This window comes from Arthrobacter sp. K41, assembly GCF_059089645.1.
The window spans coordinates 577,080-593,675 of the sequence record NZ_JBNHEW010000001.1 but is presented as its reverse complement, the minus strand read 5'-3'; the positions used below and the strand labels follow the sequence as shown (position 1 = coordinate 593,675).

Genomic DNA, 16,596 nt, shown 5'->3' with positions numbered 1-16,596 from the left:
AAGGCGGCAGGAACCTGGTGGCACTACAAACTCTTGAGGACGTCTTTGCGGTGCTTCGGCGGCGGCCGGATGTTGACGCGCCCAACCTGCAGGCCTGGGATGCCACAGACCGCCTGCTGCTTGATTCGGCAGCGGAACACGTGTCCGCCGGAAGCAGACTGACCGTCATCGGCGATCGCTACGGTGCCCTGACCCTGGGTGCCTACGCAGTGCTCAGCCCCGCTGTGCTGCGCGTGCACCAGGACCTCATCACCGGCGAGCAGGCGCTCCGCCTGAATGCCGCGGAGGTGCTGGAGGCCGGGACCGAAAGCGGCCTCCCGTTCCTCCAGCTGCCCCTCGGGCGCGAGCTTCTGGAGGGTGCAGAAGCTGTTGTGCTGCAGCTGCCCAAGACCCTTGCAGAGCTGGATGAAATTGCGGCCTCAGTGGCCCGCTACGCTTCCCCCGACGTGGTGCTGCTGGCCGGGGGCCGTGTAAAGCACATGTCCCTTGGCATGAATGCGGTCCTGGAGCGTCACTTCAAGTCCGTCACGCCGCAGCTCGCCCGGCAGAAGTCCCGGGTGATTGTCGCCGCCGGGCCTCAGGGGAGCGAAGGCCCGGAACACTTTCCCGTCATCGAAAACCTGGCAGAAATCGATCTCGACGTTGCCGCCCATGGTGCGGTCTTTGCCGGGCCAAAGCTGGATATCGGCACCCGGTTCCTGCTGACGTTCCTGCCGTCCATGCGGCCCGCCCAGCACGCCGTGGACCTCGGCTGCGGCACCGGAATACTTGCGGCAATGTACGCCCGGCAGCATCCCGGTTCCACAGTAACCGCCACAGACCAGTCAGCCGCCGCCGTCGCCTCCGCCCTGGCAACTGCCCGCGCAAACGGCCTCGCGGGACGGATCCGTGCTGTGCAGGATGACGCCATGGGCACTATGCCGGACGGGAGCGCGGACCTGATCCTGCTCAATCCGCCGTTCCACGTGGGCGCCGGCGTCCATGCCGGGGCGGGCCTGAAGCTGATCGAAGCAGCAGGGCGCGTGCTGGCCCCCGGTGGCGAGCTGTGGACCGTCTACAACCGCCACCTTGCGTACCTGCCCGCGCTTGAGCGGCGCGTCGGGCCCACCGTCGTGAAAGGCCAAAACCCCAAGTTCACGGTGACCGTAAGCACCCGCCGCATACCGCGTTGACCATGCCTGAATCCTGAGCAGCCCGAAGGGATGGCCAGCCAAAGGTGCGCCGCGCTGTCGGCCGGTCCTATGGGTCTGCGCCGATGGGTAACGTACGATTCAAGCATCAGCATCTATGTGCCGGACACGAAGGGGACGCCGTGACTGAGATCCGCCAACCCTCACCACGACGCGGCACCAACCTGCCCAGGATGGGGGACTTCAACCTCACGGTGATCCTGGACGCCATCCGCAGGACTGCCGGGGGGCTCAGCAGGGTGGAGCTCGCCCAGATCGTCGGGCTTTCGCCGCAGACCATCTCCAACATCTCCCGGCGCCTCCTGGACCAGAACCTTATTGTCGAAGCCGGCAAGGAGGGCAGCGGTCCCGGCAAGCCCCGCACCATCCTCCGCCTCAACCCCGGCGGCATGTTCGCCGTTGGCGTCCACCTCGACCCTGCCGTGACCACCCTGGTGGTCCTGGACCTGGTGGGCGCCGTGGTGCAGCACTCGCGGATCAAGACGCCCGGCGGAAACGATCCCGGCTCCGTCATTGCCACCATCGCTGCCGAGATCTCCCAGCTCGTCGCGGATTCCGGTGTGGACACGGACAGGATTGCCGGCCTTGGCGTGGCGGCTCCGGGCCCCATCGACCTGGACAACGGCACCGTGGTTGACCCGCCGCTCCTCCCGGGCTGGGACAGGGTGGAACTGCGCAACGCGCTTTCGGAAGCCACCGGCTACTCGGTCCTCATGGACAAGGACGTCACCAGCGCGGCAGTGGCGGAAACCTGGGCAGGCGGTCCGAGCGGGGCCGGCAGCTTCATCTTTATGTACATGGGCACCGGCATCGGGTGCGGGATCGTCCTGAACGACGAGGTGGTCCGGGGCACGTCCGGCAACGCCGGCGAAATCGGGCACATCGTGGTGGACCCGGACGGCCCGCCCTGCGACTGCGGCCTCCGCGGCTGCGTAAAGTCCTCCTGCATCCCGCAGGTGCTGGTGGCCGAGGCCGAAGCCGCCGGTATCCTGGACGGCTCGCGGTCCGGCAACAGCGGCGCAGAAATCCAGCAAAGTTTTTCCGCGCTGTGCGACCTTGCCGACGCAGGAAACGAACAGGCGCTGGCCATCATCGACAAGTCCGCGGTGCGGGTGGCACGGGCGGCTTCGGTGGTGACCAACACGTTGGACGTGGAGCGGGTAGTGTTCGGCGGGCCATTCTGGAGCCGCCTCGCCGAACGGTATCTCGACAAGATTCCTGCCTTGCTCGATGCCAACAGCGACACCCGGCTGATCCATCCCATCGAGGTGGTGGGGACCGGGGTGGGCGAGGATGTTGGCGCCATCGGCGCAGCATCCCTGGTGCTGGAACATACCCTTGCCCCCCGCGCCCAGAGGCTTCTGCTGGAGAGCTGAAACGGTGCCCTTGCCTGGGGCTGGGCACCGATCTAGCATTTGCGTATTGCCGCGGCTGGGGCCCGCCGACAAAGGGGCACCGCAGCCTTGATTGAATGGAGCACCATGCGTCGCCCGGCCCTGAAGACCATGTCCCTGATTGCTTCCGCGCTGATGGTCCTGACGGCGTGTACGCCAGGTGCTGCCGAGGACGAGACCAAGACGCTTAAGGTGGTTTATCAGAAGACTGATTCCTTCACCGCCTTGGACACAATGTTCCAGGCAGCGAAGCAGCAGTTCGAGGCCGCGAATCCGGGAGTCTCAGTTGAGCTGCAGCCCATCCAGGGCAATGACGACGACTACGGCACCAAGCTGGCCCTCGCCCTGAGGTCGCCCTCCACGGCGCCGGACGTCTTCTACGAGGACACCTTCAAGGTCCGCTCCGACGTCGACGCCGGGTACCTCCTTAAACTGGACAGCCACCTTGAGGGCTGGGCGGACTGGGACAAATTCGACGACGGCGCCAAGGCGGCAGGGCGGGCGGACGACGGCGGAATTTACGCAGTGCCGCTGGGCACCGACACCCGGGCCATCTGGTACAACAAGAAGATCCTTGAAGCGGCAGGGATTACCGTCCCCTGGAAGCCGCGCAGCTGGCAGGACATCGTGGACACCGCACGCAAGATCAAGGCCAATGATCCTTCGGTGGTCCCCTTCAACATGTACGCCGGAAAGGGCACCGGGGAGGCAACTGTGATGCAGGGCTTCTACCAGCTCCTGCACGGAACCGGGTCTGCGCTGTACGACGAGGAAACGAAAAAGTGGGTGGTGGGTTCCGCCGGCTTCAAGGACTCGCTGACCTTCCTCAAGACCCTTTACGACGAAGGGCTTGCCGTAACGCCTGCGGAAGCCCTGGATGCGAACGTGTGGAAAAAGGTGTTCGGCGAATGGTTCCCGAACGGGAAGCTCGCGGCCACCGTGGAAGGCTCCTACGCACCGTCGTTCTGGCAGGAAGGCGGCAGCTACGAGTGGCCGGGCTACGAGCAGGAGATGGGAGTTGCCCCGTTCCCCACGCGCGACGGCGGCGCCCCGGGAGCGGTGAGCATGTCCGGCGGCTGGACCCTTGCCATCGGCGCCGGCACGAAGGAGCCCGACCTCGCCTTCAGTTTCCTCACCACGGCGATGAACCGGGAGAATTCCCTCGCTTTCACGCTGGACAGTTCGCAGATCGCTGTCCGCAGCGACGTTGCCGGGGACTCCGGCTACCAGGCGGCAAATCCGTTCGTGAAGGATGTCTCCGACCTCGTTTCCGTGACGCGGTACCGCCCTGCAACGTCCGACTATCCCCGGATTTCCGCCGCAGTCCAGGAGGCCACAGAGGCCGTCATCACCGGCAACCGCTCGCCGGAACAGGCCGCTGAGGAGTACGACTCAGCGGTCACGGACATCGTGGGCGGCGACAACACCGTCCGGAAGTAAACGTGCCGGCCCGAACGAGGGGACGCAGCCTGCTGCGTTACCTCCCCGTCCTGCCTGCCGTCCTGCTCCTGGTGGTTTTCCTTGCCGGCCCGGTGCTGTGGGCTTTCCACGCGTCCTTCACCAACGCCGGACTGACCGGCCGCAACGCTCGCAGCCCCAATTGGATCGGCCTGGAAAACTACCAGCGGCTGCTGGTGGATCCGGTGTTACCCCTGTCGCTGGGGCTCACCGTGCTGTTTGTTATCGGGTCAGCGGTCCTGGGGCAGAACCTGCTGGGGCTTGCCCTTGCCGTCCTCATGTGCCGCGCCCGCCGGGTTGTCTCCGGTGTTGTTGGAACAGTGGTGGTGGCAGCCTGGGTGCTTCCCGAGATCGTTGCCGCCTTTGCCGCCTATGCCTACTTCAGCCGCGACGGTACCCTGAACCAGTTGCTGGGCGGCCTGGGTATGGGCGAGCAGGACTGGCTCTACTCTTGGCCCATGGCCGCGGTGGTGCTGGCCAACGTCTGGCGGGGAACAGCCTTCTCAATGCTCGTCTACCGCGCGGCGCTGAACGATGTTCCCGCTGAGGTGGCCGAAGCCGCACAAATGGATGGTGCCCGGGGCTGGCAGGGCCTCGCCTTCATAACGCTGCCCATGATCCGCGGGAGCATCGCCACCAACCTGATGCTGATCACGCTGCAGACGCTGGCCGTTTTCACCCTGATCTGGGTGATGACGGCCGGGGGCCCGGCCAACGCAAGCACCACGCTGCCCATCCTGGCCTACCAGGAAGCTTTCCGGTTCGGGGACATCGGGTACGGCACTGCCGTAGCTTGCGTGCTGATCCTCATCGGGGCGGTCTTCGGCGCCGTCTACATACGGCTGCTCAGGGAGTCGAAGCAATGACAGCGCCCGCCCAAGCATCGGAAGCCGTTCCTTCCGGGCAAGCTCCTGCGCGGACCCATTCAGGGCGCGGCAGCAGCACTCCCGCTGATGTGTCACTGCTGATTCTGGGCTGTTGTTTCCTGCTGCCACTGCTCTGGCTGGTCCTGGCTTCCCTGGACGCCGGGGCCGGGCACGAAACAAGGGTCCCTGCCCAACCCGGTCTCGAAAACTTCGCAGCCATCATGACACCCGGGCTGCTGTTCCAGCCGCTGTGGAACAGCCTGGTGCTGTCTGCCGGCACGGCCACCGTCACCCTCGCTGCGGCCGTGCTGGCCGCCTACCCGCTGTCCCGCTACCGGTCCAGGTTCAACACGCCGTTTATGTACGCCGTCCTTTTCGGCACCTGCCTGCCCATCACAGCCATCATGGTGCCGGTTTACGGGCTGTTCGTTCAGCTGGAACTCCTGGACTCGATGCCGGCCACGATCCTATTTATGTCCGCCACCGCCCTGCCCATGGCCATTTGGATGACCCGGAACTTCATGGATGCAGTGCCTGCCTCCCTGGAGGAAGCTGCCTGGGTGGACGGCGCGTCGAGGATGACGGCACTGCGCACCATCGTCCTCCCTCTCATGCGCCAGGGGCTTGGCGTGGTGTTCATCTTTGTGTTCATCCAGGCATGGGGGAACTTCTTCGTCCCGTTCGTGCTGCTCCTTTCTGAGGCGAACCAGCCGGCCGCCGTGTCCATATTCAGCTTTTTCGGACAGCACGGGGCAGTCGCCTACGGCCAGCTGGCTGCGTTTTCCATCCTGTACTCACTGCCGGTCCTGGCCATGTACGTCATCGTCGCCAAGGGCGCCGGAAGTTCCTTCGCCCTTTCGGGCGCGGTGAGGGGTTGAACCGGCCCTGCAGCGCGAGCGGCCTGGCCCGGAAGCGGACGTCAGTCGATGTCCTCGATGACCACTCCGTAAGGGACGGTGTCGTCGAGGTGGGCCTGATGGCCAGTGGGGCCGGGGTTGTAGGTGACCCGGACGCCATGCAGCTTGTCCGCAGCAGACTGCTGCAGGACAGGCTTGACGGTGCTGATGAACATCTCGCTTTTGTCGGCGAGAAACTCCTTGTAACTGGCTGGAAGCTCGCTCATGTCAAAAGGATAGACCTGGAAAGGCACAGTGGGGAGAGGGGCCTTTCTGTCGGAACGGCCCGGTAAGGGAGCCGCACCGGGAAGGGTTGCAACGAAGATTGTTCTGCCACAAGGCCGAAGCGGGGCGTAAGACTGCGTCTTAATTCGGTCCGCACCTTGAATGCTCTTCCTGGCGCTCCTAGAGTTCTATACAAGTTACCGCGGTAACGTGTCAGCGATCCTCCGTTGCGGAGGGTGTGGGTGCCCCCATGTGGGCCTGACATTTGCCTACGGACAACTTCATTCCAGGCGTAACAGTCGCGGCTGCGTCCTCGTGAAGTTCCTCCGTGTTCCCCAAACTCGAATCATTGCCGGCGTCCTGTCACAACTGTTGACAGGCAGCCGTCAATGGCCCAAAGCCAAGGACGCAAATGTCGCCACCCAGCCCTATTGACACACACCCTAATCTTTCCGACGCCGCTCCGGTGGCCCTCTCCTACGAGCTGTTCCCGCCACGTTCGCCGGCAGCTGCGGAAACCCTCTGGACCACCATCCGCGAGCTGGAAACCACCGAACCGGACTACGTCTCTGTCACCTATGGTGCCAGCGGCTCCAACCGGGACACCGCCGTCGAACTCATCAACCGGCTCCTGATCGAAACCACCCTCCGCCCGCTGGCACACCTCACGTGCGTCGGAAACACGCCGGAGGAGCTGGCTGGAATCATCGGTGAACTGCTGGACACCGGCGTGCGCGGCATCCTCGCCCTGCGCGGTGATCTGCCCAAGGAGGGCGGGGCCCATGTGCCCGGGTCATTGCGCTATGCACAGGATCTGATCGAACTGATCCGCCGTGTTGAACAGCGCCGCTCGGCGCTGCTGTGTGCCGGGAAAATTGCGGTGGGCGTCGCGGCGTATCCCACCCGCCATCCTGAATCACCCAGCGAGGAACACGACGTCGAGGTGCTGCTCGCCAAGCAGCGTTCGGGCGCCGATTTCGCCATCACCCAGGTCTTTTTCCACGCCGAACAGTACGCGGACCTGCTCACCAGGGCCCGGCGCGCAGGCGTCACCATCCCCATCATTCCCGGCGTCATGCCCCTCACCAGCCTCCGCCGCCTGAACCGGCTTGGCGAACTGGCGGGTGTGGAACCTGATCCCCGGCTGATCGCGCGCCTCGGCGGCGCAGACACTGACCTTGAAAGGCTCCGCATCGGCGTAAACGCCACCGTGGACCTTGCCAACGCAGCACTGGAGGCCGGTGCTCCCGGTATCCACCTGTACACCTTCAACGAGCACCAAAGCGCCCTCGAGGTCCTGGACAAGCTGGCCCTTCCACGGCGCAGCAGGGCCGGCACCCGCCAGGCAGCGGCCGCCGGCCGCCAGCTCGCCGGCTAAACACTTCTTCCTCCGCACCACCCGTAAGCACTACCTGCAACTTAGGAATTGCCGAGTTGAAGGCCGCGGCGGGCAGGCTCACCGTCTCCACCTCCACCTCCACGTCCACGCAACACGTCCCGCACGACGTCGTCGAAGAGACGCAGCTTCCCGGGCAGCTCCGCAGCTGGCTGGCCTTCTCCGACCAGAAGGCAGTTGAGGTCAAGACCCTGGCCTCCTACCTGGCAGAACCGGCCTCGGCCAGGGCAGCCATCGACGAAGCAACTGCAGTGATCGCTTCCCGTGCCACCGCTGAAGGCGTCCGCCGTGCGGACGTCCGTGCCCGCACCCTCCTTCCGCTGAAGAAGGCTGACCACGCCGACTACCTGAAGTGGTCTGTGGATTCCTTCCGCCTGGCAACCGCCGGTGCTGCGGACGCCACCCAGATCCACACCCACCTCTGCTACTCCGAGTTCGGCGTGATCATCGACGCCATCGACGGCCTCGACGCCGACGTTACGTCCATCGAGGCCGCATGGCCCCGCATGGAGGTTGTGCACGACCTCGAGTCACACGGCTTCGGGCGCGGCGTGGGCCCGGGCGTTTACGATATCCACTCCCCGCGCGTACCGGGTACCGAGGAAGCCACCGAGCTGCTGGGCACCGCCGTCAAGCACGTGCCTACCCGCCAGCTGTGGGTCAACCCGGACTGCGGCCTTAAGACCCGCGGCTACACCGAGACGGAGGAATCCCTGCGGAACCTGGTGGAGGCCACCAGGACCGTCCGCGCGGGCCTGCTGCAGGCCGTGAAGTAAGGCAACAAAAAACGGTGGTTGAGCCCTGAGCCCAACCACCGTTTTTGCGTTGTCAGGACCAGACGATCTCGTCGTCCACCACGCCATCCTCATCGGCTGACGCCACGAGGACCTCATCAGTGAAATGCTCGCCCAGGGTGAAGTCCATGACGAAGTAGCGTTCGGGCTGGCCGGGGTAGATACCAACGTGGCCAAGTTTCAGCGCCTTGAGGAACACCGCATGGGTCAACTGGCTGCGGTCGGAGACGCCGAAAACCTTTTGCAGGTGCTCGTCCTTGAGCGCGCTGCAGTGGAAGTGGAGGTACTCCTGGGGGCTGGTCCCCTCCTGCTCCAGCTCCTCGGCGATCATGTCCCGCACCTCGTCCACCAGCTCAGGCAGGAAGCGCAAACGGTAGTCGACCTTGCGCAGGGCGGCTTCGTCAAAGTGATCGTGTGCGGTAACGTTCAGGTCGATTTCCAGCGGATGGCCGCGCAGTTCATGCTTGGCGGCGATGAAGTGATCCCTGCCGTGGTTGAGCTCGATCTCTCCAAAGTGCTGGCTCGCTACCTTGTTCATAGTTTCAACATAGACCCGAACCGCAGTGCATTCCAGCGTTCCGGGCTAATTCACCGCTGTGCGCATCCCCGCCAGCGTCTCGGCCAGCAGGTCAACAAACAGCTGCACCCGGGCTGTTTTCCTGTCATTGATCAGCAGCGCGAAAACGTTGCGGGCAAGCCGGATCTCGGGAACGTCAAGCACCACCACTCCGGCAGGCCGGTGGCGCAGTGCCAGTTCGGGAACCAGCGCCGCCCCGAGCCCTGCCGCGGCCATCTCCAGGCTCGCGTGGAAGTCGTCACTGTGCGCCACCACCCGAGGATGCAGGTTGCAGCCCGCGAAGAGCCGTTCAATCACCATGGCATCGCTGGTACCCGGGTGGTGCATGATCCAGGGCATTTCGGAGAGGTGGTCGGCAGCAACCTTGGCGTCGGACCGGAAACCCCAGCCGGCGGGCAGCACTACCCGGAAGTTGTCGTCGCCGATCCATTGCCGGTTAATGGTGTTCGGCCACGCGAACCCGGTCTGGCCCACCTGGAAGACCACGGCCAGGTCAAGGTCGCCGCCAGTACGGAGCCCCTGAATGGTCTGGCCGGGCTCCGCTACGGACACCTTCAGGTCAATGCCCAGGTTCTTCCAGGCCGGGTTCTTCAGGATCCGGGGGAGGACGTAGGTTGCCAGGCTGGGAAAGATGCCCAGCCGAAGTTCCTGGTTGGCAGTGTCCTGGGTCCTGGAAGCTGCGGCCATAAGGGCTTCCATGTCCGTGAGCACCTTGGCTGCATGCCGGGTCATGACGACGGCGGCTTCCGTCGGCACCACGCTGCGTGCGGAGCGCTGGAAGAGAACGACGCCGGTGTCCCGTTCCAGCGCCGACATCTGTTGGGAAACTGCCGAGGCTGTATAGCCCAAGGTTGATGCCGCCGCCGCGAACGACCCCAGCCGCGTGACCTCCAGGAGGGTCTTCAGGTGTACCGGATTTACCACCTGATCACAGTACTCTGCGGCCCAGCGCTGAAGAAGCTGCCGCTATGTCCGCTCCCTGTACTTAGTGGCCGTGGTGTTGCTCACCTGTAAGGGTTCCCGGGGTCACTTTACGCGCCATTTTCGATGCCGGGGGCGGACGCCTCCGGGGCACCGACACGCCGTCTTTTCCACGACACGCAGGGCGTTAAATGTGGCTAAGTACTCCACAGGGTGTGGATTCCGTTCGCTAAAACAGCGGGATCCCGGACATTTTGGCGGCACCTCCCTGTGGATTAAAGGTGCATTAAATGACATACTTGTAATACATCATCTTGGGGTTCCGAAGCGGCGTCTGCACTACATGTAGTATCGACATACAGCTTGGACCGGGACACCGGACCAGCGAGGACTTCGACAAAGGGGACAGGAACAATGACCGTAACGGTTTACACAAAGCCTGCTTGTGTTCAGTGCAACGCCACCTACCGGGCGCTCGACAAAAAGGGCATCGCCTACCAGAGCGTTGACATCTCCCAGGACGCCGAGGCACTCGAGCGCCTGAAGGCTCTGGGCTACATGCAGGCACCCGTTGTGGTTACCGACCAGGACCACTGGTCAGGCTTCCGCCCGGACAAGATCGAGGAACTGGCGCTCTCCGCTGTCTCCTCCGTGGCCTAGGGGTCACTCCTTTTCCTGCCCGCAACAGACAACAAGCTGAGGTGACTCCGACGGCAGCACCAGCAGCCCAGGACTTCCACACAGCACAGGAATCCCGGACATCGCAGGAACCTCCCGCGGCTCAGCGCGTGGATGCTTCCGCGCCGGCTCCGGCTGTTGTTACCGGCAGCCGGCTCATCTACTTTTCCTCGGCATCCGAGAACACCACCCGCTTTGTCTCAAAGCTGGGCCGTGAGGTGGCGCGGATTCCGCTGCTCGCCAAGGATGCACCCCTCCTCGCCACCCAACCGTTCGTGCTGGTGGTGCCCACTTACGGCGGCACCGGGGGAGAGGGTTCTGTGCCCAAGCAGGTTATCCGGTTCCTGAACGTTCCGCAGAACAGGCAGCTGCTCCGCGGAGTGATCGGTGCCGGCAATACCAACTTTGGGGACAACTACTGCATGGCGGGGGACATCATTGCCGCCAAGTGCGGAGTACCGCACCTCTACCGCTTCGAATTAATGGGCACGCCAGAAGACGTGACCCGCGTAAACAATGGATTGGACACGTTTTGGACACGACTGTCGCAGACACAGAAGTAACCAGGGCCCAGAAGCCTGAGATGCCTGCCGCTTACAAGGGCCTGGGGTATCACGAGCTGAACGCCATGCTGAACCTCTACGGCCCCAGCGGCGAGATCCAGTTCGAGGCGGACCGCGAAGCCGCGCACCAGTACTTCCTGCAGCACGTGAACAACAACACCGTGTTCTTCCACGACCTGGAAGAGAAGCTCGAATACCTGGTCAAGAACGACTACTACGAGCGCGAGACGCTGGACCAGTACACGATGAACTTCATCCGTGACCTGTTCAACCGCGCCTACAAAAAGAAGTTCCGCTTCGAAACCTTCCTGGGCGCCTTCAAGTTCTACACGTCCTACACACTCAAGACGTTCGACGGCAAGCGCTTCCTGGAGCGCTACGAGGACCGCGTCTGCATGGTGGCCCTGCACCTGGCCCGCGGCAACGAACAGCTCGCCACCCAGATGGTGGACGAGATCATCGACGGCCGCTTCCAGCCGGCCACCCCCACGTTCCTGAACGCCGGCAAGAAGCAGCGCGGCGAGCTGGTCTCCTGCTTCCTGCTCCGCATCGAGGACAACATGGAGTCGATCGGCCGCTCCATCAACTCCGCCCTGCAGCTGTCCAAGCGCGGCGGCGGCGTGGCGTTCGCGCTGACCAACATCCGCGAGGTCGGCGCGCCCATCAAGCAGATCGAGAACCAGTCCTCCGGCGTCATCCCCGTGATGAAACTCCTTGAAGACAGCTTCTCCTACGCCAACCAGCTCGGTGCCCGCCAGGGTGCCGGTGCCGTGTACCTGCACGCACACCACCCGGACATCTACCGCTTCCTGGACACCAAGCGTGAGAACGCCGACGAGAAGATCCGCATCAAGACCCTCTCGCTCGGCGTCGTCATCCCCGACATCACATTCGAGCTGGCGAAGAAGGATGAGGACATGTACCTGTTCTCGCCGTACGACGTCGAACGCGTCTACGGCATGCCGTTCTCCGACGTCTCGGTCACCGAGAAGTACTACGAGATGGTGGACGATTCCCGGATCAAGAAGACCAAGATCAAGGCGCGTGAGTTCTTCCAGACCCTCGCCGAGATCCAGTTCGAGTCCGGCTACCCGTACATCATGTTCGAGGACACCGTAAACCGGGAAAACCCGATTGACGGCAAGATCATCATGTCCAACCTGTGCTCGGAGATCCTCCAGGTTTCCCAGCCCACCACGTACAACGATGACCTGTCCTACGCGGACACCGGCAAGGACATCTCCTGCAACCTGGGCTCGCTGAACATCGCCAAGGCCATGGACTCCCCGGACTTCGGCCTGACCATCGAGACGGCCATCCGTGCACTCTCGGCGGTGTCTGACATGTCCAACATCACCTCCGTGCCGTCCATCGCCAAGGGCAACGACCAGAGCCACGCCATCGGCCTGGGCCAGATGAACCTGCACGGCTACCTGGCACGGGAACGGGTCCACTACGGTTCCGAAGAGGGCCTGGACTTCACCAACATCTACTTCTACTCCGTGGTGTACCACGCAATCCGCGCCTCCAACCTGCTGGCCATCGAGACCGGCCAGACGTTCGGCGGCTTCGAGAAGTCCAAGTACGCGTCGGGCGAGTTCTTCGACAAGTACACGGAGCAGGAGTGGGTGCCGCAAACCGAGAAGGTGCGGGAGCTGTTTGAGAAGGTGCACATCCCTACGCAGGCTGATTGGCTGGCGCTGAAGGCTTCGGTCATGGAGCACGGCATCTACAACCAGAACCTGCAGGCCGTGCCGCCGACGGGCTCGATCTCCTACATCAACAACTCCACCTCCTCGATCCACCCGGTGGCGTCCAAAATTGAGATCCGCAAGGAAGGCAAGCTGGGCCGCGTCTACTACCCGGCGCCGTACCTGACGAACGACAACCTGGAGTACTACCAGGATGCGTACGAGATCGGCTACGAGAAGGTCATCGACACCTACGCCGCTGCCACCCAGCACGTGGACCAGGGCCTGTCCCTGACGCTGTTCTTCAAGGACACCGCCACCACCCGCGACATCAACAAGGCCCAAATTTACGCATGGAAAAAGGGCATCAAGACTATCTACTACATCCGTCTCCGCCAGCTCGCGCTGGAAGGGACCGAGGTGGACAACTGTGTTTCTTGCATGCTCTAGTCAGTCGAATTAGGCCGATATTCTGTAGGGGATGAAGGATGGAAACGACGACGGCGACGGGCGGCTTGGTCTACGGCATCCGGCTTCGGCGGGAGGTCAAGTACCGCTATGTCGGTATCACTACCAAGACAGCCAGTCGTCGTTTCCATCAGCACCTGCGAGTGGCCGCGGAGGGACGGAAGACCCCGTTCTATGACTGGGTTCGTAAGCAGAACCCGGTTGACCTCATCGCTGATGAGCTGGATTGGATAGAAGGCCTGCAGGAGTTTCGGATGGTGGCCTTGGTCCTACCGGGGTCATTTGGACCGAGGAGATGCGGGAGGCTGCACGAATCCGGAATACAGGCAGAAAAGGTCTGAGCCGCCCGGGTGCTGCCAATCCATTCCACGGTAAAAGGCACAGCCCAGAGCAACGCAAGAAGTGGGAAGAAAGCCGTAAAGGGACAAACTCTGGAGCGGATAACCCCAATTTTGGAAAGTTTGGGCCCGACCATCCGGGATTCGGGCATGCTGTCAGCGAGGAAACACGGAAGGCGCTTTCGGAAGCAAAGAAGGGTGCCGGGAACCCGAACTTCGGGAAAAAGGCCAGCGCCGAAACCCGTGCGAAAATGTCAGCAGTACGGAAGGGCCGCCCAATGCCTTCCAGCCAGCGCACCGCACACACCAGACATCACACCAACAAAGGCATCGAGAAAGCCGACTGCAAGTACTGCGTCGAGGACTCAGCCAAATCAAGTCTCTCTTCAGAAAGTGAGTCGGAGTCATGACCGAAAAAGTAAAGCTTCTCAGCCATGTTGAGGCGATCAACTGGAACCGCATCCAGGACGATAAGGACGTGGATGTCTGGAACCGCCTGGTCAACAACTTCTGGCTGCCGGAGAAGGTGCCGCTGTCCAACGACGTCCAGTCCTGGAACACGCTGACGCCGGCTGAGCAGCAGCTCACCATGCGCGTGTTCACCGGGTTGACCCTGCTAGACACTGTCCAGGCAACTGTTGGCGCTGTTTCGTTGATCCCGGATGCGCTCACCCCGCACGAGGAGGCCGTCTACACGAACATCGCGTTCATGGAGTCGGTGCACGCCAAGAGCTACTCCTCCATCTTCTCCACGCTGGCCTCCACCAAGGAGATCGACGAGGCGTTCCGCTGGTCCACCGAGAACGAGAACCTTCAAAAGAAGGCTCAGATTGTCATGGACTTCTACCAGGGCGATGACCCCCTGAAGCGGAAGGTGGCGTCGACGCTGCTTGAGAGCTTCCTGTTCTACTCAGGCTTCTACCTGCCCATGTACTGGTCCTCGCGCGCCAAGCTGACGAACACGGCTGACCTGATCCGCCTGATCATCCGCGACGAGGCCGTGCACGGCTACTACATTGGCTACAAGTTCCAGCGGGCCCTCGAAACGGTTACCCCGGAACGCCGCCAGGAGATCAAGGACTACACCTTCGAGCTGCTCTTCGAGCTGTACGAAAACGAAGTCCAGTACACGCACGATCTGTACGACGGCGTGGGCCTGGCCGAGGACGTCAAGAAGTTCCTGCACTACAACGCCAACAAGGCCTTGATGAACCTGGGTTACGAGGCCATGTTCCCGGCATCCGTCACCGACGTGAACCCGGCCATTCTCTCGGCCCTGTCCCCGAACGCTGACGAGAACCACGACTTCTTCTCGGGCTCGGGATCTTCGTACGTGATCGGCAAGGCCGTCAACACCGAAGATGAGGACTGGGACTTCTAGGTTTCTGGGGGATCGGAACCTAGTTGGCGATTTCGCGACTAGTTGTTCTCTGTCAGTGGGGTGGTTGTTGTAGAAGTTTAGCCATGGCTGCAGGGCCTCGGTGCGTGCCCGGTTGGACGTGAAGGGTTGCCGGTAGGCCCATCCTTCCTGGAGGGTGCGGTTGAAGCGTACTGCTTTGCCGTTTCGCCAGGGGTGCCGGGGTTTGAACAGGATGTGTTGGCGGCCAGTGCGTCCTGGAAGTTCCGGGAGAGCCGGTAGGCGAAGGCGTTATCTGTCATGACCCGGCGAACGGGTACGCCTTGGTCTGCCCCATGGCTGCTGCGGCCCGGGTAGGAACCACAAGCTCCGTGCTACTCGCAGCGTTCCGCCACCGTTGGCATCTTCCCTTGGAAGTGTGCGTCAATGGTTCCGTCCTCGCCCAAGGTGCGCTGGCTCCGGATGACCGCATCCGTACCGGAGAGGGTAGCAGCCTTTTCAAGCCAGGTGGAGTCCGGAGGCCCTGCTATTGCAGGGCCTCAAGCCCGTCTCACTCATCCCGTTTATGGATTGAGCCGGGGAGCGGGACTTTAAAGGACGGCCCCGTCATGGAGCCTGGTCCGCTGAGATCGGCGGGGGAAGCCCCTTGTCCAGAACGCGATCATCAGCCTGACAGTCGCTGCACCGCCGGCATAGATCCAGGGCGACCCCCATGCGCCCTCCGGAGTCGGGGTTGTGAAGGACACCACGGCCGCGGCCGCGGCCAGTAACGCCTCCGAGCCGGCCTGCAGTGGCCGGGCCCCATTCTCGGGGCATGCCAGGCGGGTGAGCGGGATGATCGGCAGGAGGAACAGGCAGAGGCTGAAGATTGGCCAGATGCCTTTGAAGGTGAAGATCACCAGACAGCCAGCCGCCGGCCCAGCAGCCCACGTTAAACAGTGCCAGGGGAACGAGCAGGGCGCCGGGCAGCAGGAACGCCACGGCCTGCCTAACCGACGGGATCTTCCCGGTGGGCCCGAGAATGCAGGCCCCGATCAGCAGGTAGACGGCCGCATACCAGGGCAGCAGCTGGATGATGGGATTCGCCAGGTTGAACACCAGCAGGGACAGCGCCGGGACCACGACGCAAACGGCGGCGAACGTCCACGAGCGGTGGGCCGGAGCGGGATATACCCAGGCACTAGCCTGAGCCTTCACTTCTGGTCGCTGAGGACTGCCACTGCCCGCGTGTTCTTGGCGGAGTAGTCATAGATCAACACACTCCGAGCTGGATCCTGCATGGCCGTCCACATTTGTGCGTCCATCACAAAACGTTGGGTGGCGCCGTCCCGGAATTGGCCAATCTCGATCATCTCCGTCGATGACAATTCAAGATTTCCGCCGACGCCGGCAGCAAGAGTGCCGGGGCTGAGCATGACGCGAAGATCCTTGCCGGGCTCACTCGCCATGTTCTCTAGCTGCAGAACTGCGCCGGACTCGTTGACCTCGAGGGTGGCCGTGCCAGAGGTAGCTGCAGTCAGGGACTGGAACGAGCCCTGCATCGTGGCGGACACAGCCGAGGGACTAGGGAAAGCCGAAGCTGCTTCGACTGGGCGGGTGTCCTGATCGTGCCCAGGCTCTGAGTAAGTACACCCCGCCAGGACCGACACCAGGACTCCGGCGAGCAGCACACGTCGCACCAGTTTCATCATGCCCCCGATGATTCGTTTCTTTGGCACCCTACCCGAGTCCAAGGCGGGGAGGCACAACCAGGCCACCGCACATATTGAGCCCATGGCCCGGAT

The 16,596-nt window shown here is 63.0% G+C and carries 15 protein-coding genes and 2 pseudogenes; 11 read left to right on the top strand and 6 right to left on the bottom strand.

Going from position 1 to position 16,596, the window contains the following annotated elements:
- Nucleotides 1–17 precede the first annotated feature (17 nt).
- From AC5RTE_RS02815 to AC5RTE_RS02795, 5 genes are all read left to right on the top strand, one after another.
- A complete protein-coding gene (locus AC5RTE_RS02815; protein WP_494039878.1) occupies nt 18–1,172 on the top strand; it encodes a class I SAM-dependent methyltransferase in 1,155 nt (384 codons plus the stop codon).
- Between the two features lie 191 nt (nt 1,173–1,363).
- A complete protein-coding gene (locus AC5RTE_RS02810; RefSeq protein ID WP_494040143.1) occupies nt 1,364–2,566 on the top strand; it encodes an ROK family transcriptional regulator in 1,203 nt (400 codons plus the stop codon).
- Between the two features lie 105 nt (nt 2,567–2,671).
- Entirely contained in the window at nt 2,672–4,024 is a 1,353-nt protein-coding gene (locus AC5RTE_RS02805) for an extracellular solute-binding protein (RefSeq protein ID WP_494040142.1), read from the top strand.
- A gap of 2 nt (nt 4,025–4,026) precedes the next feature.
- Nucleotides 4,027–4,908 (top strand): carbohydrate ABC transporter permease, encoded by an 882-nt coding sequence (locus AC5RTE_RS02800; RefSeq protein ID WP_494039877.1) that lies wholly within the window; start codon nt 4,027–4,029, stop codon nt 4,906–4,908.
- Nucleotides 4,905–5,786, top strand: coding sequence for a carbohydrate ABC transporter permease (locus AC5RTE_RS02795; protein WP_494039876.1), 882 nt, complete (start codon nt 4,905–4,907; stop codon nt 5,784–5,786). Before AC5RTE_RS02800 ends, AC5RTE_RS02795 begins: the two co-directional genes overlap by 4 nt.
- 41 nt (nt 5,787–5,827) lie before the next feature.
- Here the strand turns inward: AC5RTE_RS02795 and AC5RTE_RS02790 are convergent, their stop codons facing one another.
- A complete protein-coding gene (locus AC5RTE_RS02790; RefSeq protein WP_494039875.1) occupies nt 5,828–6,031 on the bottom strand; it encodes a hypothetical protein in 204 nt (67 codons plus the stop codon).
- A 410-nt stretch (nt 6,032–6,441) separates the two neighbouring features.
- On the opposite strand from AC5RTE_RS02790, the gene AC5RTE_RS02785 reads away from it, so the two are divergent.
- Nucleotides 6,442–7,407, top strand: coding sequence for a methylenetetrahydrofolate reductase (locus AC5RTE_RS02785; RefSeq protein ID WP_494039874.1), 966 nt, complete (start codon nt 6,442–6,444; stop codon nt 7,405–7,407).
- Between the two features lie 53 nt (nt 7,408–7,460).
- Nucleotides 7,461–8,201, top strand: a pseudogene (locus tag AC5RTE_RS02780) (hypothetical protein); the annotation flags it as partial.
- A gap of 52 nt (nt 8,202–8,253) precedes the next feature.
- Here AC5RTE_RS02780 and AC5RTE_RS02775 read toward each other — a convergent pair.
- Nucleotides 8,254–8,757 carry a DUF2004 domain-containing protein gene (locus tag AC5RTE_RS02775; RefSeq protein WP_494039873.1) on the bottom strand — a complete coding sequence of 168 codons (504 nt, stop codon included), beginning with the start codon at nt 8,755–8,757 and terminating at the stop codon, nt 8,254–8,256.
- Between the two features lie 45 nt (nt 8,758–8,802).
- Nucleotides 8,803–9,720, bottom strand: coding sequence for a LysR family transcriptional regulator (locus AC5RTE_RS02770; RefSeq protein WP_494039872.1), 918 nt, complete (start codon nt 9,718–9,720; stop codon nt 8,803–8,805).
- 411 nt (nt 9,721–10,131) lie between these two features.
- Between AC5RTE_RS02770 and nrdH the strand changes: the two genes are divergently transcribed.
- From nrdH to nrdF, 4 genes are all read left to right on the top strand, one after another.
- Nucleotides 10,132–10,377, top strand: a complete 246-nt coding sequence (gene nrdH, locus AC5RTE_RS02765) for a glutaredoxin-like protein NrdH (RefSeq protein WP_050054847.1) — start codon at nt 10,132–10,134, stop codon at nt 10,375–10,377.
- 128 nt (nt 10,378–10,505) lie between these two features.
- Nucleotides 10,506–10,958 (top strand): class Ib ribonucleoside-diphosphate reductase assembly flavoprotein NrdI, encoded by a 453-nt coding sequence (gene nrdI / locus AC5RTE_RS02760; protein WP_494040141.1) that lies wholly within the window; start codon nt 10,506–10,508, stop codon nt 10,956–10,958.
- Nucleotides 10,959–10,978: 20 nt separating this feature from the next.
- A complete protein-coding gene (gene nrdE, locus AC5RTE_RS02755) occupies nt 10,979–13,099 on the top strand; it encodes a class 1b ribonucleoside-diphosphate reductase subunit alpha (protein ID WP_494039871.1) in 2,121 nt (706 codons plus the stop codon).
- A 762-nt stretch (nt 13,100–13,861) separates the two neighbouring features.
- Nucleotides 13,862–14,836, top strand: coding sequence for a class 1b ribonucleoside-diphosphate reductase subunit beta (gene nrdF / locus AC5RTE_RS02750; protein ID WP_494039870.1), 975 nt, complete (start codon nt 13,862–13,864; stop codon nt 14,834–14,836).
- A gap of 66 nt (nt 14,837–14,902) precedes the next feature.
- Here nrdF and AC5RTE_RS02745 read toward each other — a convergent pair.
- The 3 genes and pseudogenes from AC5RTE_RS02745 to AC5RTE_RS02735 form a co-directional block, all read right to left on the bottom strand.
- Nucleotides 14,903–15,117 (bottom strand): annotated as a pseudogene (locus AC5RTE_RS02745) (integrase core domain-containing protein); the annotation flags it as partial.
- A 301-nt stretch (nt 15,118–15,418) separates the two neighbouring features.
- Complete coding sequence (locus AC5RTE_RS02740; RefSeq protein WP_494039869.1) at nt 15,419–16,009, bottom strand: hypothetical protein; 591 nt, start codon at nt 16,007–16,009, stop codon at nt 15,419–15,421.
- Nucleotides 16,006–16,503: a DM13 domain-containing protein gene (locus tag AC5RTE_RS02735; RefSeq protein WP_494039868.1), complete on the bottom strand. Its 498-nt coding sequence runs from the start codon at nt 16,501–16,503 to the stop codon at nt 16,006–16,008. Before AC5RTE_RS02735 ends, AC5RTE_RS02740 begins: the two co-directional genes overlap by 4 nt.
- Nucleotides 16,504–16,596 lie beyond the last annotated feature (93 nt).